This is a genomic window from Bacillus sp. SH5-2, assembly GCF_008368905.1.
Taxonomy (GTDB): Bacteria; Bacillota; Bacilli; order Bacillales; family Bacillaceae_G; genus Bacillus_A; species Bacillus_A luti.
Genome location: NZ_QOSD01000005.1, coordinates 108439 through 124765 on the forward strand (window position 1 = coordinate 108439; position 16327 = coordinate 124765).

Consider the following 16327-nt stretch of genomic DNA (forward strand, 5'->3'; position numbering starts at 1 on the left):
CCATTATTTGTATTACGTGAAATTTTATCGTTACTTACGAACGAACTGCCACTTCTCTTACAAGTGGATTATCTACTTGTACATAAATTGCTTGCTCTAAAGGATTTGTCAGCTCATCAACATCAAAAAATCTCGTGAGTAAATTCGCTTTACATGCCAATTTATCCTCTTCCAACAATTCTCTTAAAAAGGTAGAAGGTTCACGATTATATGGAAGAAATGATTCGATTACAGACCTTAATTCCGAGAGAAGAATTTCTTCCTTAATTAATCCTGCTGTACCAAAACCATTGATAAGTCCAAACATATGATTAAAAATTAAATAGTAACGAAATCTTTCATCTACAATATAATCGTCATATAAATTTCCAGTACGTTCTCCAATACCAGCCAACTCATTATTAAGCATCTCTTTCATTGAATTGCAGAAATAAAATCCTTGATTATCACGGAAATAATATTTTACTGGATAACCCTCCTTCAGCTGAACAACACTATTTTGCTGATGAGCTTCTAATGCAATACCATAACGTAAGTACATCCATACCATCGGCTTTAAAGAAATATTCATATATCGTCTAAACCACTCTAAACTTACTTCTTCACAGCTTCTACTTTCCAAATCTGCTAGTCGATGAATAATATTTGATAAGCGCGTACGTTCTCCAGGTATAGCATCTTGAACTAGTCCAGCTATTAAAGTAACATCATTTGCTTGTTCACTATAAAAAGGATTCTCTCGTATAATCACTTCAAATCCAGACTCTTCTGTTCCGTAATGTAGTGTGATAAATGCTGGATCACAAATAAAATCAAAGCCTGGAAACTTTTCTAGCACTTCACCAATTGCTGTGTTTAACATTTCCTTTCCTTCAAGGCCACTCTCTAGTTCCTTCAATTTATTAATGCGCATTGAATTTGTTACTTTTACTGGAAATGAAAACTTAAGCATATATTTTGAGTGGGGATGATATAACGTCCTAAGTGATGATGTTGCCATATAATATTTACCGGCAGGACCGATATATTCAAGTACTCCTTGATCTATCCACTCTTGTACGTAAGGTTGGTGTAATAGCCATTCTGCCTGAAGCGGATGAATTGGAATTAATGAATATTCATCTTCCTTACAATACTTCAATTTAAATTCCTTACTCACCATCTCATCATTACTTAATTCTTCTTTTATAATCGTTGTAGTAGAGTCTAATAATAATGATTTTTCATTTACTATACTTTTATGTGCCCGAAAATAATGAAGCTGGCACTCTCCTTTTAATTCTGGAGAATACATTGCACTTTTCCAATCCAATATACCTTGTCTACTTTTTGGTGTAGGATGCGTTAAATGTCCAAATAATAAAGACTGCTCAGCTTCTATAAAAGTTGTATGGAAACCATATAATACGGATGTATCTCCTATTCTCTCTTTTGTAAATTCCTCAATATTTTGACAACTACGAATAACTCGAAGCATAAGTTCAGATGGATTCGTCCCTTCTCCGTAGTTGATAGACATCTCTTTTATTAAAAATGTAATAACTGTAACGTAATCTGCTTTTATAACTGTTTTCCTTTCTCCAATTTGATAATAAAATTGTTCTCCAAACAAATGACGATCTGTTGGAGATTTATATATAACCTCTCCATACAAAGTAACGTTCTGCGCCGATAGCTGACAGCATAGATAAGTAGAGCAAGCATCTCTTTGAAATGAATGATAGAAAATATCCTCTATCCTTTTATCCTCTGTAATCCATTCTCCACTCCCTGTTTCTCTTAAATAACAATTTAAAAAACTTTGTATTGTTGCATGTTCCGCGATTTGTTTCGCACGCTGCATACTTTGCCTCCTCTTTATATGAACGCTATCGGAATTTCATATTACAATCAATTATTGAATATCGTTATCAATTAAGATTCTAATTGATTCTCATTATCAATTCAATAGTTTATTTCAGAATTTTTAAATCTGAATAAATATTTCTTTTTTTCAGCCTTTATTTAATCTAATTAAAAATACAGAAGAAAAATTCTCACTTTCAAACTACATACTTACTATTTTCATTAGTAATCCATCCAAAATAGTGAAACAAAAGAGGTATACCTTAATTGGCATACCTCTTTCAAGTAACAAGTTTACATAATAATGTTATTTATATCCCTCCAACAATAAGCTGTTTCTTCGACATTTAATCTCTCTAAAAATTTTGTATCCACTTTTTCAGGATTAAATTTTTCATAAAACTTTTTTGAAGGATTATTCGTAACGACCCAAACTAAAAGAGATTTTATATCATTTTTTATTAATTCCGATAATAAAGCTTGAAATAACTTTTGTCCTATTTTCATTCCTTGATACGTTTTTAAAAGGTAGATCGCATATAATTCCCCTTCACAGTTATATGCACCGCTTCTTTCTACTCCCCCGTCAATGAATCCAATTATTGCCCCATCTAACGTCTCTGCTACAAATCTATATTGGTATTTATCTTCTTGTTGAAAAATGTTTTTCCATTGTTTTTCTCTTTGCTCATATGTTATATTTTCTAAAATTTCGTCAGCAAATATCCCTTTATACGTCGTTTTCCAGCTGTCAACATGTACCTTTGCTATACCTGATATATCCTCTTTTATCGCTCTTCTAATATGTATTTCCATCATTTCTCCCCCTTATTTATTCATCATTATATCAAGGTATTCCCTTAAAAATCCAAATAAAAAAGAGTGAATTTTCTTCACTCTTCCCCTCTTACAATTACCTACTTTCCACTTCAACTGAAACAACACGATCAATCTCTTTTAGTGAACTATATAACTCAGTTGTATATAAATCTTCTGGAACTAAAATAACCATCTCCAGTTGCTGAAATGCTCCACTATCTATATCTTTAATCTTTACGCGTTTCACATGCATACCTAAATTTTTAATTTGCTTAAATATACCATCCAACTCTTGATGCTCTTTTACAGTAATTTTTATAGATAAGTCCTTTTGTCTTAATGAATATGGACCTGCAATTTTCACAAGGTGAGGAAGTACGTTAATCGCTAAAATAATTAAAATCATAGCAACCGTCGCTTGTATATAAAATCCCGCTCCAATTGCAATACCTAAAGCTGAAGCAGCCCAAACCATAGAAGCTGTCGTTAATCCAGAAATAACGTCATTACTTCTTCGTAAAATGACACCTGCACCAAGAAAACCAATCCCACTAACTATTTGAGCAGCTAGACGCATTGGGTCCATATTTGTATGTCCTGGAACAGAATATACATGCACAGATTCAATTGAAACCATCGTAATTAAACAACTTGCGACAGAAATAACCATACTTGTTTTCACACCAAGTGGTTTATTCTTTAGCTGCCTATCTATCCCGATGAATAATCCTAAAAAGAGTGCCAAACCTAATTTGAGTAAAAATTCATATGACATATTTCATTCTCCTTACTTTCCAATGATTCCCTTCGAATAATTCACTATAACTCTTTTATGATATCAATTCCAGTCTTTTCTATTCATTTAACGCAAAAAACCGAAAAAACATTTTTTACGATGTTTTTCCGGCTTTTTATTCCGATTAAGATGTTTCTTTATTTTTGTTCTTTAATCTTAATCTCTGCATCTTTGTAGAATGCTAATTTACTGTCATTATACTCTTTTGTGTACTTGTTAAATTGCTCTTTCGACTTTTGTGCTTCCACATTTAACTCATTGACAGTTTTAACATTTTCACCAATTTCTTTTAACTTCGTTTCTTTTACTTTTAATTTTTCATAAAGTTCTTTTTCAGTCGCTAATGCTTTTGTGTAATTTTCATTCATCTTTTGGAATGCATCATAACGGTTCTTATACGACTCTTCTACCGCTTTCGCTTGTTTTTGCACCTTCTTGTCTTCAAGCTTCTCTATATTACTTTGAACAGATTTCGTTTCCTTCTGTGCTTTTTCTAGCATTTCTTTCTCGTTTTTCAATACTTTTTCGCGATCATTTACATTTGCAGTAGCTTGCTCTATTTTTTTTATAACTGCTTCATTATGGTCTTTACCTTCTTGTAAAATTTGAGAATATAATTCTTGGCCTTGCTTCTCTAACTTTTCTAATTTTTCCGCTTCATCAACTAAAGATTTTTCTTGTGTCGCTGCTGTTTCAAAAGCCGTATATAAATTTTCTTCTGGTTTTTCACCGAAACAACCTGATAATAACCCTACTGATAACGCTCCAACTACTGCTACTTTTCCATACTTCAACGTTCATTCCTCCATTACATACGGTTATCATGCCAGAAGTTCACTGGGAAGTGACTCTCTTCATGATAAGCTTCAAACTCATAACCCTTTTCTTTTAAGCCCTTTAAAATTGCTGGTACTGCAGCTACTGATTGCGGATGAATGTCATGCATTAAAATGACCTCTTGTGGTTTTGTTGCATTTGTTAATACATTTTGAGCGATTTGTGCAGCCGCTGCATCAACTTGCATTTTATTATATTTCCAGTCTAATGAATCAATTGTCCAATCCCATACTTTAAATCCGCCTTCTACGACTTTATTTCGAAGACCTTCATTTAATCCAGGCATCGAACCATACGGTGGACGCGTTAATTTGGGTGATTTTCCAATAATATTTGCGATTAGGCTTTGATCTTCTTTCATTTCATTTACATACTCGCCATTTTTATATAATTTAGCAAAATTATGTGTCATACTATGCATCCCTACATAATGACCTTCTGCATTTTCACGTTTTACTAAATCCGGAAACTCTTTTACATTCGCTCCAATTAAAAAGAATGTCGCCTTCGCATCATGTTGTTTTAACGTATTTAATAATTCAGCCGTATATTTCCCAGGGCCATCATCAAATGTCAAGTAAGCAACTTTTCTTTCCTTTCCATTAAAACGACTCGGTGCCGTTTTATTCATTTCAACTTTCGGCTGTTCACTTGCAAGCTGAACTACATTTTCTTGTTTCGCAATAGCTTTTGCTGGTGAAGTAATAGATTGAAACATGAAATACCCAATTGCTACTGCTGCAATCGCTATTAAAACGACTACTACTCGTTTCATATTAAAAGCTTTTTCCATTCTATCGAATTCCTCTCCCTATTAATCTTATATATAAATCGCCCAATATAATTATACATCTATTTACTTTATTTTCACTATATAAATAGACTACATATGTATTATAATGGGAGTTTTATCAAAATTATTGTTCCTATTTCTTCTTTATTTACAATGATGAAATGGATTTTCCTTTTTTCCTCTTTAGGAGTCAATTTCCAAATTGTCTTCTCTAGTATATCGTACAATTGCACCTTTTGTTTATATAAATTAAAATGATTTAACTATTATTTTTCTAAAATAAAAAACCGTTATAGAAAAGTTACAAATACATTCCCATAAAAAAAGATTGGCGGAGCCAATCTTTTTTTTACTATTCATTTCGAACTGGTTTTGGTGTTACACCTAAATGCTGATTCAACTTATTTGAAATGTCTTTCACATTTTTTTCATTTGGGATGTAATAATAAATACCGCCGATACGTTTATCCGTACCTTCTATTTGCATTTTTTCCATTTCCAAATTAGATCCTGCCATATTTTTCGTAATAGCAAGCATATCATCGAATGTTAAATTCGTTTTCATATTTTTATCAACCGCATCAAGTAAAGAGCCCATTTTGCTAATTGATTGGACAGACATCGCTTTTTTGGCAATTGCTTCTATTACAAGTTGTTGTCTTTGTCCACGCATTGCATCACTATCTATTTTACGCGTTCTTGCAAGTGCAAGTGCTTGTTCTCCATCTAAGTGCTGGAAGCCTTTTTCTAAATGGATCATACCTGCCTGGTCTTTACTATCTTGCTCTGTGAAAGTAACCGGTACATCAATATCAATGCCACCAAGTGAATCTACAATTTGAACAAATGACTCAAAGTTAAACTTCACATAATAATCAACTGGCACATTTAAAAATCTTTCCACAGTATCTCGTGTACTTTCCACACCACCAAATACGTGTGCATGAGTAATTTTATCTAATTTTTTTCTAGACGGAATATACACACGTGAATCACGCGGAATACTAACTAATTTAACAGATTTATCATCTTTATTAATTGTCGCTAATAAAAGTGCATCTGTTCGAACAGCTTCACCGTATTGACTTTTTCGCATTTCACTACCGTCCACACCCATAATTAAAATTGAGATGTTATCTTTTAAAGGCTCAACTTCTTTATCACGTTTTGATGATTTATCAATTTTTGCATACGCATCACTTACAACTGCTTTTGCTTTGTTATATATTAACGATCCATATCCTACTCCTCCAAAAACAAGTAAGAAAAATGGAATTATAATGAACCATTTTATTGACTTTCTTTTAGAACGTTTTTTATTACTTCTCGTATTTTGTTCTAATTCAGAGCTCATATCCATTCGCCTCTCTTTCTCTTTCCCTAGTATAATGTAAGTCTATTAATCTTCATATTGAATTTCCTTTCAATTACCTTACAATTTTGTAAGGTTACTTCATGAATTCAAAATGTATTCCATTTCACATTATACTCTTGTGCTTATTTTTGGCAAGAGACTATTTATATAAAAACATTAAATTTATATAAATTAATTTTATTAATTTGGTTTATACAGGATTTTCTCCCCATTATTAATAATTAACGCTGATTTTGCTTTAACTTTCGTTTTTTCTATTTCCACATCATCGTTAGAGAAATTCACAATGATTTTAATATCTTTTCCATATGAAGCAGATTGTACTAATTTATCCTCTGACAAATATGCAAAATTCGTCATTTCTTCTTTCACTGCCTTTTTATGAACTTCACTCCAAACTTTCAAATGCTGTTTAATTTCTTTTTTATGCTTATTCCATTCTACTTCATCTACATGATACAACGGAGGAACATTATATAATAATTCATATAGCATACGATTTTCTACTTCATCTTTTACTTTCAAACTCCCCCATTCCCAGTGATGCGTTGTAATTACCGAATCGTTGTATACTAATTTATATAGTGGTACTGAATAAACTGGATTTAAATACACTTGTTTATACTCGTCTTTTAACGGCACTTGCTTCGCATATTTTTCTGGAACATTTTGATTTGGCGACCAATATCCTCCGACATAATACGGACTCGTTTTATTTTTTCTCATATCTTCATCGTCCCATTTAATTACAGGCGTTTCAATTCCATGAGCAAACGCAATCGTACTACTTGCAAAATCATTTCCACCCTCTGATCCAACTACCATCCCTTTTTCATGCGCAATATAATCCATTCGTTGTAACCTTGCTTTTAAATCTTGTTGTTGTGTCGTTATATGTTTTGCCGAATAGTCATCGTAAATTTCGCCCGTCGCATCACAATCTATAAACCACGAATTATATTTAGGACCATTTTGCAATATATCGTTCATTCGTTCTTTTACACTAGGCAGCGATAAAGTCGGATTTAATTTTCGACCTCTCCCTAGAAACCCTTGTACTTTTTCTCCATTTTTCTTCGTTACAGTACCCCCTTCATATAACGATGGATCAGTAAAGGAAGCAGTATTCCAATTTTTATCACCTTTTTCGTGAATAGAATGATAAGAATCATACGGACCAACTAAATATCCCGCATCCTTCGCCTCTGTAACAAAATTAGGTTGCATAAACCCTTGTTCCCAGTTCGGTAAGCCAATCCACGCTTTGTCTATTCCTGCTTCTTTCATTTCATTTATAATATCCGTTCCATCTGAGGTTCCCCATTTACTTACATCTTCTACTGAATCACCGAGTACTGACTTTAATAAATGCTTATTTAAGCTATACAGTTCCGCCTTCGATAAGTGATCTACACCTTTTTTTAATAACTCACTAGCCTTTTGGTCAATCTTCGGAAAAATATCCTCTTTATACAATTCCTTCATTGATAATACTTCGTTTACATAACGCGAAATAACATTTTTTTGATACTTATCAATGAAATCTTGTTTACTTACTTGCTCAAATACATTCAGTTCTCCAGGCTCCGAACTATTCTTTTGAATGAGCTCTTTTATATGACTAAATAGAGGACTATTTATTTGCTCTCTTATTTTTGGCCAATTTACGTTACTGTCAGACAAACCATTTTGATTCCAAAAATAAAAATGAGCTGCACCATAAAGTTTTTCAATCTCTTTATTTTTTCTAGCCTTTTCTTGTAATGTTTTAAATTCACCTGTTCTAACAATGTTATCCTTATACAGTTTAGCAATACTTACCGCATCATTGTTTGTCACATATAATTGAAAACCATATGTTTTATTTTTATTTATACTCGGGAATTCATGTGTAAAATCAAACCCGATTTTCGGATCCGAATGAAATTTCACCTCATTATTAAACATATTGTTCGCAATATATACAATTGAATATTTCAAACCATTTAACGCGAAAAACTTCATAGAAAATGATTCAGCAAATGAATATGCATCATCCTTTAAAAACTTCTTCCAATTCTCATCATTACTCGGAATTTGCTTCCCTTCCCATAACGGGAGTGTATAATTTTCAGCTTGTATTTTTGGCCATGTGAAACTTTCTGCACCGGTCGATTCCACTTCAATACTTAAGTGGTCTTTTTTCTTTTCTAAACTCACCTTTACTTTTTCATCTGGATATTCCCAAGATGTGCGATTCTTTTCTTTTTTCACATTCGATACTTTCATTTTCGGCAGGGGTTGTGACGCCTGTTCTTTTACACCATCATGTTCTACAGTTAACGTGAACGTCTCTGGATTTACATCGTACGTAAAATCTTTATACGTCGCTTTCTTTATTTTAGACTCTTGTACAGCATTACTACCTTTTATATCACACCCGACTAAAGTCGAAAATGACATCGTTGTAAGAAGACATATCGCTATCATTTTTTCCATCTTCTGCACCTCCACCACTGAATATACAGGTGCTTTGTTACAGGAATATGGCAAAAAATAATAGAGCTAACATACGCTAGCTCTATTGCGTGTATTAAAAACAAGTGTATATGAACAACTAAAGCCTGCTTCCGCTTAAAGTATATGTAATACAATAACCGCGTTTTTTCATTCTCACAAATTATGAAACGAAATAAATCAAAGTTTTAACAAGCATTCCTTAGCCGAAGAAATACGTGTATATAATGTAGCCTAAAAGTAGCACTAAAATGATTACCCCTGTACTTCTCCAATTCATACCACCTGTCATATCGACAGGGCTACCTGATTCCGCTCTATTGAGCCCATCCTGTAAAGTACCGGTAGGGTTATTGTTCAATTCACTTTGCCTTATGCGTTCTCTTTTTTCTTCTGGTGACTCTTTACTCATATAATCACCTCCAAAATAATGAACTATTTACTAAATTATACAATATTATTTTTCATTTTATATGCCTATTCAAAAAACATTTACAACATAAAGAGAGCTAGCGATGCTAGCTCTCTTTATAATTCAATATGGTCTTCCTTATTTACAGTAATCCCTGTATGATCGATTTCAAGCTCACATACTTTCATAGCTGAAAATACTCTTGCTAATTGCTCAGCAATTTCTTGACGTTTCTCATACGGCGTTAATATAAAAATGGATGGTCCTGCCCCGCTAAGCGCTGTGCCGTATGCACCGAATTCTTTTGCACATTTACGAATAGATGGTAATAACGGTACAAGTTCTAAACGATACGGCTCGTGAAAATGATCCCTCTCCATCATTTCCCCTACAACTTCCCATTTCTTTTGACATAAGGCAGCTACTAATACATTACTTATCGCACTAGCCTTAACAGCTTCATGAAACGGGAATACATCTGGTAATACAGATCGGCTTTCATCTGTATTTAGCTCTTCATTTGGAATAAGAGAAATTACGCCTAATTCCTTACTTTCAATTCTTACAATCGAAACATTCTTTCCATCAAGTGCTCCGATTACAGTTCCTCCTAATATAGAAGCAGCAACATTATCAGGATGTCCTTCAAAATTTGTAGCAATTTGAACTTTTTGATCAGTTGTTAAGTTCAAATTGCCTAGTTGATTCGCAAGCTCTATTCCCGCTACAATCGCTGATGCACTACTTCCTAAACCTCTTGTTAGCGGAATATTGCTAGTAACTTCTATTATATATGGTGACAAAGAAGGACACACTTTACATGCCGTACTAACAATTAAATTTTTGTCGTCTGTCGGAATTGAATCTTCAAATGAATGGATGACTTGCCATTTATCAGCTGTCCCCTTTACAATGACCTCTAAATATAATGATAATGCTATTCCTACTGAATCAAATCCAGGTCCAACATTCGCTGTACTAGCAGGAACACGAACGCTTAATGGTATCACGACATAATCACCCCTTTTATATGCTCTTTAATTTGTTCTATATTATTTGAAACGTTTGCAATGTCTAATTTATTAGAAGAAATAGCGATATCAGGATCTTTCAAACCATTTCCAGTTAAAACTGCAACAACTGTTTCTCCTTTTTTGATTTTTCCAGATTGAACATGTTTAATTACACCCGCTAATGAAGCATTGGATCCTGGCTCAGCGAAAACCCCTTCCGATTTTGCTAATAATCTATATGCATGTAATATTTCCTCATCTGATACCATATCTATTTCCCCGTGAGATTGCTCAGCAGCCTCTACTGCATACGACCAACTTGCTGGGTTACCGATGCGAATCGCTGTTGCAATTGTTTCAGGTTCTTCAATGACGTGTCCTTTAACAATAGCAGCTGCTCCTTCCGCTTCAAATCCGTGAATTCTTGGCTTCTTATAGCCTTTTTCTTTCTCATATTCACAGAAGCCTTTCCAGTACGCTGTAATATTTCCTGCATTCCCAACAGGGATCGCTAAAACATCTGGCGCGCTTTGCAACTGATCACAAATTTCAAACGCTGCTGTTTTTTGCCCTTCAATTCGATAAGGATTTACCGAGTTAACTAATGTGATTGGCTCTTCTGCAGCAATATTTCTTACAGCCTTTAGTGCATCATCGAAATTCCCTTCTATTGAAATAATTTCCGCTCCATAAGCGACCGCTTGTGCTAATTTTCCATGCGCAATCTTTCCTTCTGGGATTACAATAATGCATTTCATTCCGAGGCGTGCCGCATATGCTGCAGCCGATGCTGATGTATTACCTGTTGATGCACAAATGATTGCCTCCGAACCTTCTTCTTTCGCCTTAGCAACGGCCATTACCATACCACGATCTTTAAAAGAGCCTGTCGGATTCGCTCCTTCATACTTCCCGTATAACTGAATCCCTAATTGTTTTGATATATTTAATAATGGAATAAGAGGTGTATTCCCTTCCATTAAGCTCACATCAGGTGTATTTTCATTCACCGGTAAATAAGAAGCATATTGTTTTAATAATCCCTTATACATATTGTTTTTCCTCCTCAATAATGTAGTAACTGTTTATTTCACTTGCGACATCTTCTATCGCTCCTAACACTCGTTCGAATTGATACTTTGAAGTTTGATGTGTCACAACAACGACTTCTGCAAGTTCGCGATTTAAAGGTAATTGTATAACTTCTTTTAAACTTACAGAGTAATTAACGAAACATTCTGTTATCTTTTGTAACATCCCAGGTTCATCTCGTAATGAAATACGTAAGAAATATTTCGAAACGACTTCTTCATCTCCTTGTAATTCATACGGCACTGGTTCTTTTAATGCACTTTTATTTTTCGGAACTTGATTCATATTTTTAACGATTGAAATAATATCACTTACTACAGCAGAACCAGTTGGCAACTTTCCAGCTCCAGGTCCATAAAACATTACTTCTCCTACCGCTTGACCATGAACATATACTGCATTAAATTCATTATTTACATTCGATAATGGATGATGACTTGGTAAAAGCGTCGGTTCTACACTTAAATGAATGGCTGGTCCTTGTTTCTCCGCTTTCCCAATTAATTTCATAGTAAACCCTAACTTTTCAGCCATTTGTAAATCTTCTTTTTCAACCTTTCGAATCCCTCTTACTTGCACATCATCTAAAGAAACATTCATCGAAAAACCTAAGTTTGCAAGAATGGCTACCTTTCTCGCCGCATCTAGTCCATCTACATCTGCTGTCGGATCTGATTCTGCAAATCCTAATTTTTGCGCCTCTTGTAAAGCCTCTTCATACGACCATCCATTTTGACTCATCTTTGTTAACATGTAATTTGTTGTTCCATTTACAATTCCCATTATTTTTTCAATTTGATCTGAGGCTAATCCGTCTGTTAATCCTCTTAACACTGGAATACCGCCCGCTACACTTGCTTCATAACATAGATCACAATTATTTTCGTTCGCTAATTTGAGAAGCTCTGCACCGTATACAGCCATTAAATCTTTATTTGCTGTTACAACATGTTTCTTATTTCGTAAAGCCTTAACAATATGCTGTTTTGCTTCTTCAATTCCGCCCATTACCTCTACTACAATATCAATATTTGAATCATTTAGAACTTCATCGACATGACTTGTTACTACGATTCCATCGATGCAAACATCACGTTCTTTTTCTAAATCACGTACAACGACTGTCTTTACCTTCACTTCATACCCTGTATCAAGTGCAATTTTTTTATAATGTTCTTTCAAAATATGGACAACACCACTTCCGACCGTACCTAATCCTAACACCCCAACATTAATAACGTTATTCATCTTCTAATCTCCTCCTACAATTTTATTATTTATCCCCATCAATCACCTTGCTCTGCTTTTTAATCATGCAGGTGGTGGTTATTTCCGTACATACAAATCGTTTCATGTTACAGCACCTCCCTTCAAAGTAATAAAAAAACACACTCATCCCTAGGAAAGGGACGAATGTGTCTTCGTGGTTCCACCCTTGTTCCAACCTAGAGACATATTTCCTCCTAGATTGCTCAAGTTCAGATAACGGCTGATACCGTCAATAATTACTAGATTACTCGTTCACTATTGAAGTTCAAAGGTGGTAAAATCATTTCTCGTGTTAGGAAGCTCACACCCTTGACTTCCCTCTCTGCAAACCGTAAAAATGATTTCGTGTCCTTATCGTTACTTTTTTCGTTCATGTTTATTTGTTAACTCATTATACTCGCATAAAAAACAAAATCAATACTATTTTTTTAATTATTTTAAATTTTCAATCTGTAAATCCATAAAAAAACACACTCATCCCTAGGAAAGGGACGAATGTGTTTTCGTGGTTCCACCCTTGTTCCAATCTAGAGACGTATTTCCTCCTAGATTGCTCAAGTTCAGATAACGGCTGATACCGTCAATAATTACTAGATTACTCGTTCACTATTGAAGTTCAAAGGTGGTAAAACCATTTCTCGTGTTAGGAAGCTCACACCCTTGACTTCCCTCTCTGTAAACCGTAAAAATGATTTCATGTCCTTATCGTTACTTTTTCGTTCATGTCTATTTGTTAATTTATTATAGTTATGAAATTTTTAAAAAGCAAGCCTATTTTTCTTCACTATTTTTAAAAGTATGAATTATTATATTTTAAAATAACAAATTATCTAATACAGATTTCTACTCTTACATATCTATTCATCACATACAAACTAACAATATTCATATTACAGCCTCACTCTAAAACGTTTAGAATTTCATACTTCAACACTATATTTAAAAAATAATTTTTTAATACAATCTTTCCCTATAACTTTCTTCTAAAGAACGTGCAACATCTTCTTCTGAAGCATTCACTTTCGCATGCTCCAATAACATTTTTGTTGCTGAAGGTAACTCTATTTTATTTAACCAAGATTCTGGATTCCACATTTTAGAACGAATAAAAGCTTTTGCACAATGAATATAACACTCTTCTATTTCAACAACAATTCCAAGTAGCGGATTGCGTCCATTTGCCTGCATTTCTTGCAAAATTTCTTCGTCGTTTGTTATATACGCTCGACCATTTATTCTGAGTGTCTCCCCAAGACCTGGGATAAAAAAGATTAATCCTACACGTGGATTGGAAATAATATTTAAAATGGAGTCTATACGACGATTGCCTGGTCTTTCTGGAATGATAATTTTATTATTATTTAATACGTATACAAATCCAGGCGCATCTCCTCTCGGCGAAGCATCACAATCTCCTAATTTATTTGCAGTAGATAATACTAGAAAAGGAGATTTGGACAGAAAATCTATGCAATGATGGTCTAATGATGAAATAACTTTTTTTAACGCTCGTTCACTTGGTTGCCCCAATATACCTCGTAATTCTTCCTCTGTTGCAATAATCGACTTTATTTCTTTACTTTCTACCCCCACTTATAATCACTCCTTTTTTCTTTATTTTCCCAAAATTCAATACAATTATTGTATAATAAAATTTGCAGAAAGGGGAATTAAAATGAAAGAGTGGTTAACGATATTTGATTCTGAAAGAAATACACTTGGGAAGAAATTACGTGATGAAGTGCACCGTGATGGTGATTGGCACGAAACATTTCATTGTTGGTTTGTAGAAAAAGATGGTGAAGATATGTTCTTATATTTCCAATTACGCTCTAAAAATAAAAAAGAAGCTCCAAGTATATGGGATATTACTTCAGCTGGACATATTATGCATGATGAAGATGTAAAAATTGGTGGTCTTCGTGAAATTGAAGAAGAATTAGGGCTTTCCTTTCAAATGACTGATTTAGCATACAAAGGAATCTTTACAATAGATTATGAAATTTCAAATCTTACGGATCGCGAGTTTTGTCATATGTATTTTCACAACGTCATCAATACACTTCCATTCGCACCAGGTGAAGAAGTAGATGATGTGATGAAAGTACATGCAACTTCTTTTCTGCAACTATTAAAAAGAGAGATTTCATCTTTTACAGCTATTTCTGTTTTAAACAATAATCCGATAACGATAACATTTGAAGATATTTATCCATATGATATTGCGTACTATGAATTTGTTGTTGAACAAGGAAAAGAACTACTAAAAAATAATAGTTTGTAAATATAATAGGACTCCTATCTATCATTGACTGAGAGTCCTATTTTACTTATCATCATTGTTCAAGTGTCTTTAATTCCTTCTCTACTCGTATAAATAAGTGAATGATTAACAATACCATGACCGCCATAATCACTGCTGTTGTATGAGGATATCTAAACAGTATACTAATAACACTTCCGATTAACATCATGATGAAACCATTTTGTTTTATCACTTCTGCACTATACCTATTACCCGCATCCCATAGTTCCTTATTTTTCATAGATCGTTTCGTACGGTAACCATATGCTGCGTTAATATCCGTTGGTGGATTTTTTTGAAGAATAAGTGCAGCAAGTATAAATATAACACCAATCAATATGCTCATTCCTATGTTTACGAATGCATAGATCAATTATATCCCCCCTAACTTACACCCTCATCATACGATACAACCCTATTTTTTCCAATTTATAACACATTCAGTTTCTTTCTTTCGATGTCTGAAACATGCTTGGAAGTGTTACAAAACGTGCCCCTTTCGTTTTTAACTGCGGAATGATTTTGTCTAGTGCCTCTACAGATCCTTGTAAATGCCCACCTGGAGTTGAATGCTGCAGTATGACACTACCTGGAAATGAATTCCCTAACACATTATTTGTAATCGTATCGGCACTTACACCTTTCCAATCAACTGTATCAACACTCCACTGTACAATCATAAAATTTTGCTCAGTTGCCCAATTCAATTGATTTTCAAGTATTTCACCATACGGTGGACGTATAAATTTAGGAGCATAGCCGGCTAAACGTTTTAATATTTCTTCCGTTTTTATAATTTGATTACGGTACTCGGCCTCATTTACTTTCGCTAAATTCGGATGACTGTACGTATGATTACCAATTACATGCCCTTCATTTGCAATGCGCTTTACTACATTAGGAAACTTTTCTGCATTTTCACCAAGCAAGAAAAAAGTCGCTTTCACATTATGGTGTTTTAACTTATCTAAAATTTTTGGCGTAAATACTAAATCTGGTCCATCATCAAATGTAAGAGCGACTTCCGCTTTATTGTACGGTCCTGAAAATGCATACGCATATTTTTCGACCCATGAAAATGGTGTCCACGACCCACGCTCATCTGCTTCCATTTGTACTTTATAATTTTGAGGGATATATACGTATGGCAATGAGCTTATATAGTCTGCATAATAAAATGAGTTATATGGCACATAGGCATACGAAACATTCCGCTCTAACCCCCATTGAAATGGAACGAACATTTCTGGCGAATAAAAATAATACATGATAAAA

The 16327-nt window shown here is 34.0% G+C and carries 15 protein-coding genes, 1 pseudogene and 2 other annotated features; of the genes and pseudogenes, 1 reads left to right on the top strand and 15 read right to left on the bottom strand.

The features are described from left to right. Positions 1-34: 34 nt before the first annotated feature. From DN410_RS04660 to DN410_RS04715, 13 genes and pseudogenes are all read right to left on the bottom strand, one after another. The gene (locus DN410_RS04660) at positions 35-1843 is read right to left on the bottom strand and encodes an IucA/IucC family protein (RefSeq protein WP_149175544.1); all 1809 of its coding nucleotides are present in this window, start codon (positions 1841-1843) and stop codon (positions 35-37) included. A 296-nt stretch (positions 1844-2139) separates the two neighbouring features. Continuing rightward, positions 2140-2661, bottom strand: coding sequence for a GNAT family N-acetyltransferase (locus DN410_RS04665; protein WP_149175545.1), 522 nt, complete (start codon positions 2659-2661; stop codon positions 2140-2142). A gap of 97 nt (positions 2662-2758) precedes the next feature. Continuing rightward, complete coding sequence (locus tag DN410_RS04670; protein ID WP_149175546.1) at positions 2759-3439, bottom strand: MgtC/SapB family protein; 681 nt, start codon at positions 3437-3439, stop codon at positions 2759-2761. Between the two features lie 158 nt (positions 3440-3597). Next, a complete protein-coding gene (locus tag DN410_RS04675) occupies positions 3598-4254 on the bottom strand; it encodes a YkyA family protein (RefSeq protein WP_149175547.1) in 657 nt (218 codons plus the stop codon). Positions 4255-4268: 14 nt separating this feature from the next. After that, positions 4269-5090, bottom strand: a complete 822-nt coding sequence (locus DN410_RS04680) for a peptidoglycan-N-acetylglucosamine deacetylase (RefSeq protein ID WP_149175548.1) — start codon at positions 5088-5090, stop codon at positions 4269-4271. A gap of 155 nt (positions 5091-5245) precedes the next feature. Next, positions 5246-5350, bottom strand: a pseudogene (locus DN410_RS28715) (sensor histidine kinase); the annotation flags it as partial. A 92-nt stretch (positions 5351-5442) separates the two neighbouring features. Beyond that, positions 5443-6444 carry an LCP family protein gene (locus DN410_RS04685; RefSeq protein ID WP_149175549.1) on the bottom strand — a complete coding sequence of 334 codons (1002 nt, stop codon included), beginning with the start codon at positions 6442-6444 and terminating at the stop codon, positions 5443-5445. Between the two features lie 201 nt (positions 6445-6645). After that, entirely contained in the window at positions 6646-8943 is a 2298-nt protein-coding gene (locus DN410_RS04690) for a glycoside hydrolase (protein ID WP_149175550.1), read from the bottom strand. Positions 8944-9163: 220 nt separating this feature from the next. Then, positions 9164-9373, bottom strand: coding sequence for a DUF6366 family protein (locus tag DN410_RS04695; protein WP_149175551.1), 210 nt, complete (start codon positions 9371-9373; stop codon positions 9164-9166). Positions 9374-9489: 116 nt separating this feature from the next. Continuing rightward, positions 9490-10383 (bottom strand): homoserine kinase, encoded by an 894-nt coding sequence (thrB, locus tag DN410_RS04700; RefSeq protein WP_149175552.1) that lies wholly within the window; start codon positions 10381-10383, stop codon positions 9490-9492. Further along, positions 10380-11438, bottom strand: coding sequence for a threonine synthase (thrC, locus tag DN410_RS04705; protein ID WP_149175553.1), 1059 nt, complete (start codon positions 11436-11438; stop codon positions 10380-10382). The genes thrB and thrC overlap by 4 nt, the downstream gene beginning before the upstream one ends. Continuing rightward, positions 11431-12726 (bottom strand): homoserine dehydrogenase, encoded by a 1296-nt coding sequence (locus tag DN410_RS04710; RefSeq protein WP_149175554.1) that lies wholly within the window; start codon positions 12724-12726, stop codon positions 11431-11433. The genes thrC and DN410_RS04710 overlap by 8 nt, the downstream gene beginning before the upstream one ends. A gap of 154 nt (positions 12727-12880) precedes the next feature. Continuing rightward, positions 12881-13114 (bottom strand) — a binding site (T-box leader). A 117-nt stretch (positions 13115-13231) separates the two neighbouring features. Next, positions 13232-13465 (bottom strand) — a binding site (T-box leader). A gap of 236 nt (positions 13466-13701) precedes the next feature. Then, positions 13702-14340 (bottom strand): pyridoxamine 5'-phosphate oxidase family protein, encoded by a 639-nt coding sequence (locus DN410_RS04715; protein WP_149175555.1) that lies wholly within the window; start codon positions 14338-14340, stop codon positions 13702-13704. An 82-nt stretch (positions 14341-14422) separates the two neighbouring features. Here DN410_RS04715 and DN410_RS04720 point away from each other — a divergent pair, with 82 nt between their 5' ends. Beyond that, the gene (locus DN410_RS04720; RefSeq protein WP_149175556.1) at positions 14423-15031 is read left to right on the top strand and encodes an NUDIX hydrolase; all 609 of its coding nucleotides are present in this window, start codon (positions 14423-14425) and stop codon (positions 15029-15031) included. Between the two features lie 52 nt (positions 15032-15083). On the opposite strand, the gene DN410_RS04725 is transcribed toward DN410_RS04720, so the two are convergent. Together DN410_RS04725 and DN410_RS04730 are read right to left on the bottom strand one after the other, a co-directional pair. Next, positions 15084-15422, bottom strand: a complete 339-nt coding sequence (locus DN410_RS04725; RefSeq protein ID WP_304519877.1) for an SdpI family protein — start codon at positions 15420-15422, stop codon at positions 15084-15086. A gap of 70 nt (positions 15423-15492) precedes the next feature. Beyond that, positions 15493-16320: a peptidoglycan-N-acetylglucosamine deacetylase gene (locus tag DN410_RS04730; protein WP_149175558.1), complete on the bottom strand. Its 828-nt coding sequence runs from the start codon at positions 16318-16320 to the stop codon at positions 15493-15495. Between the last annotated feature and the right edge of the window lie 7 nt (positions 16321-16327).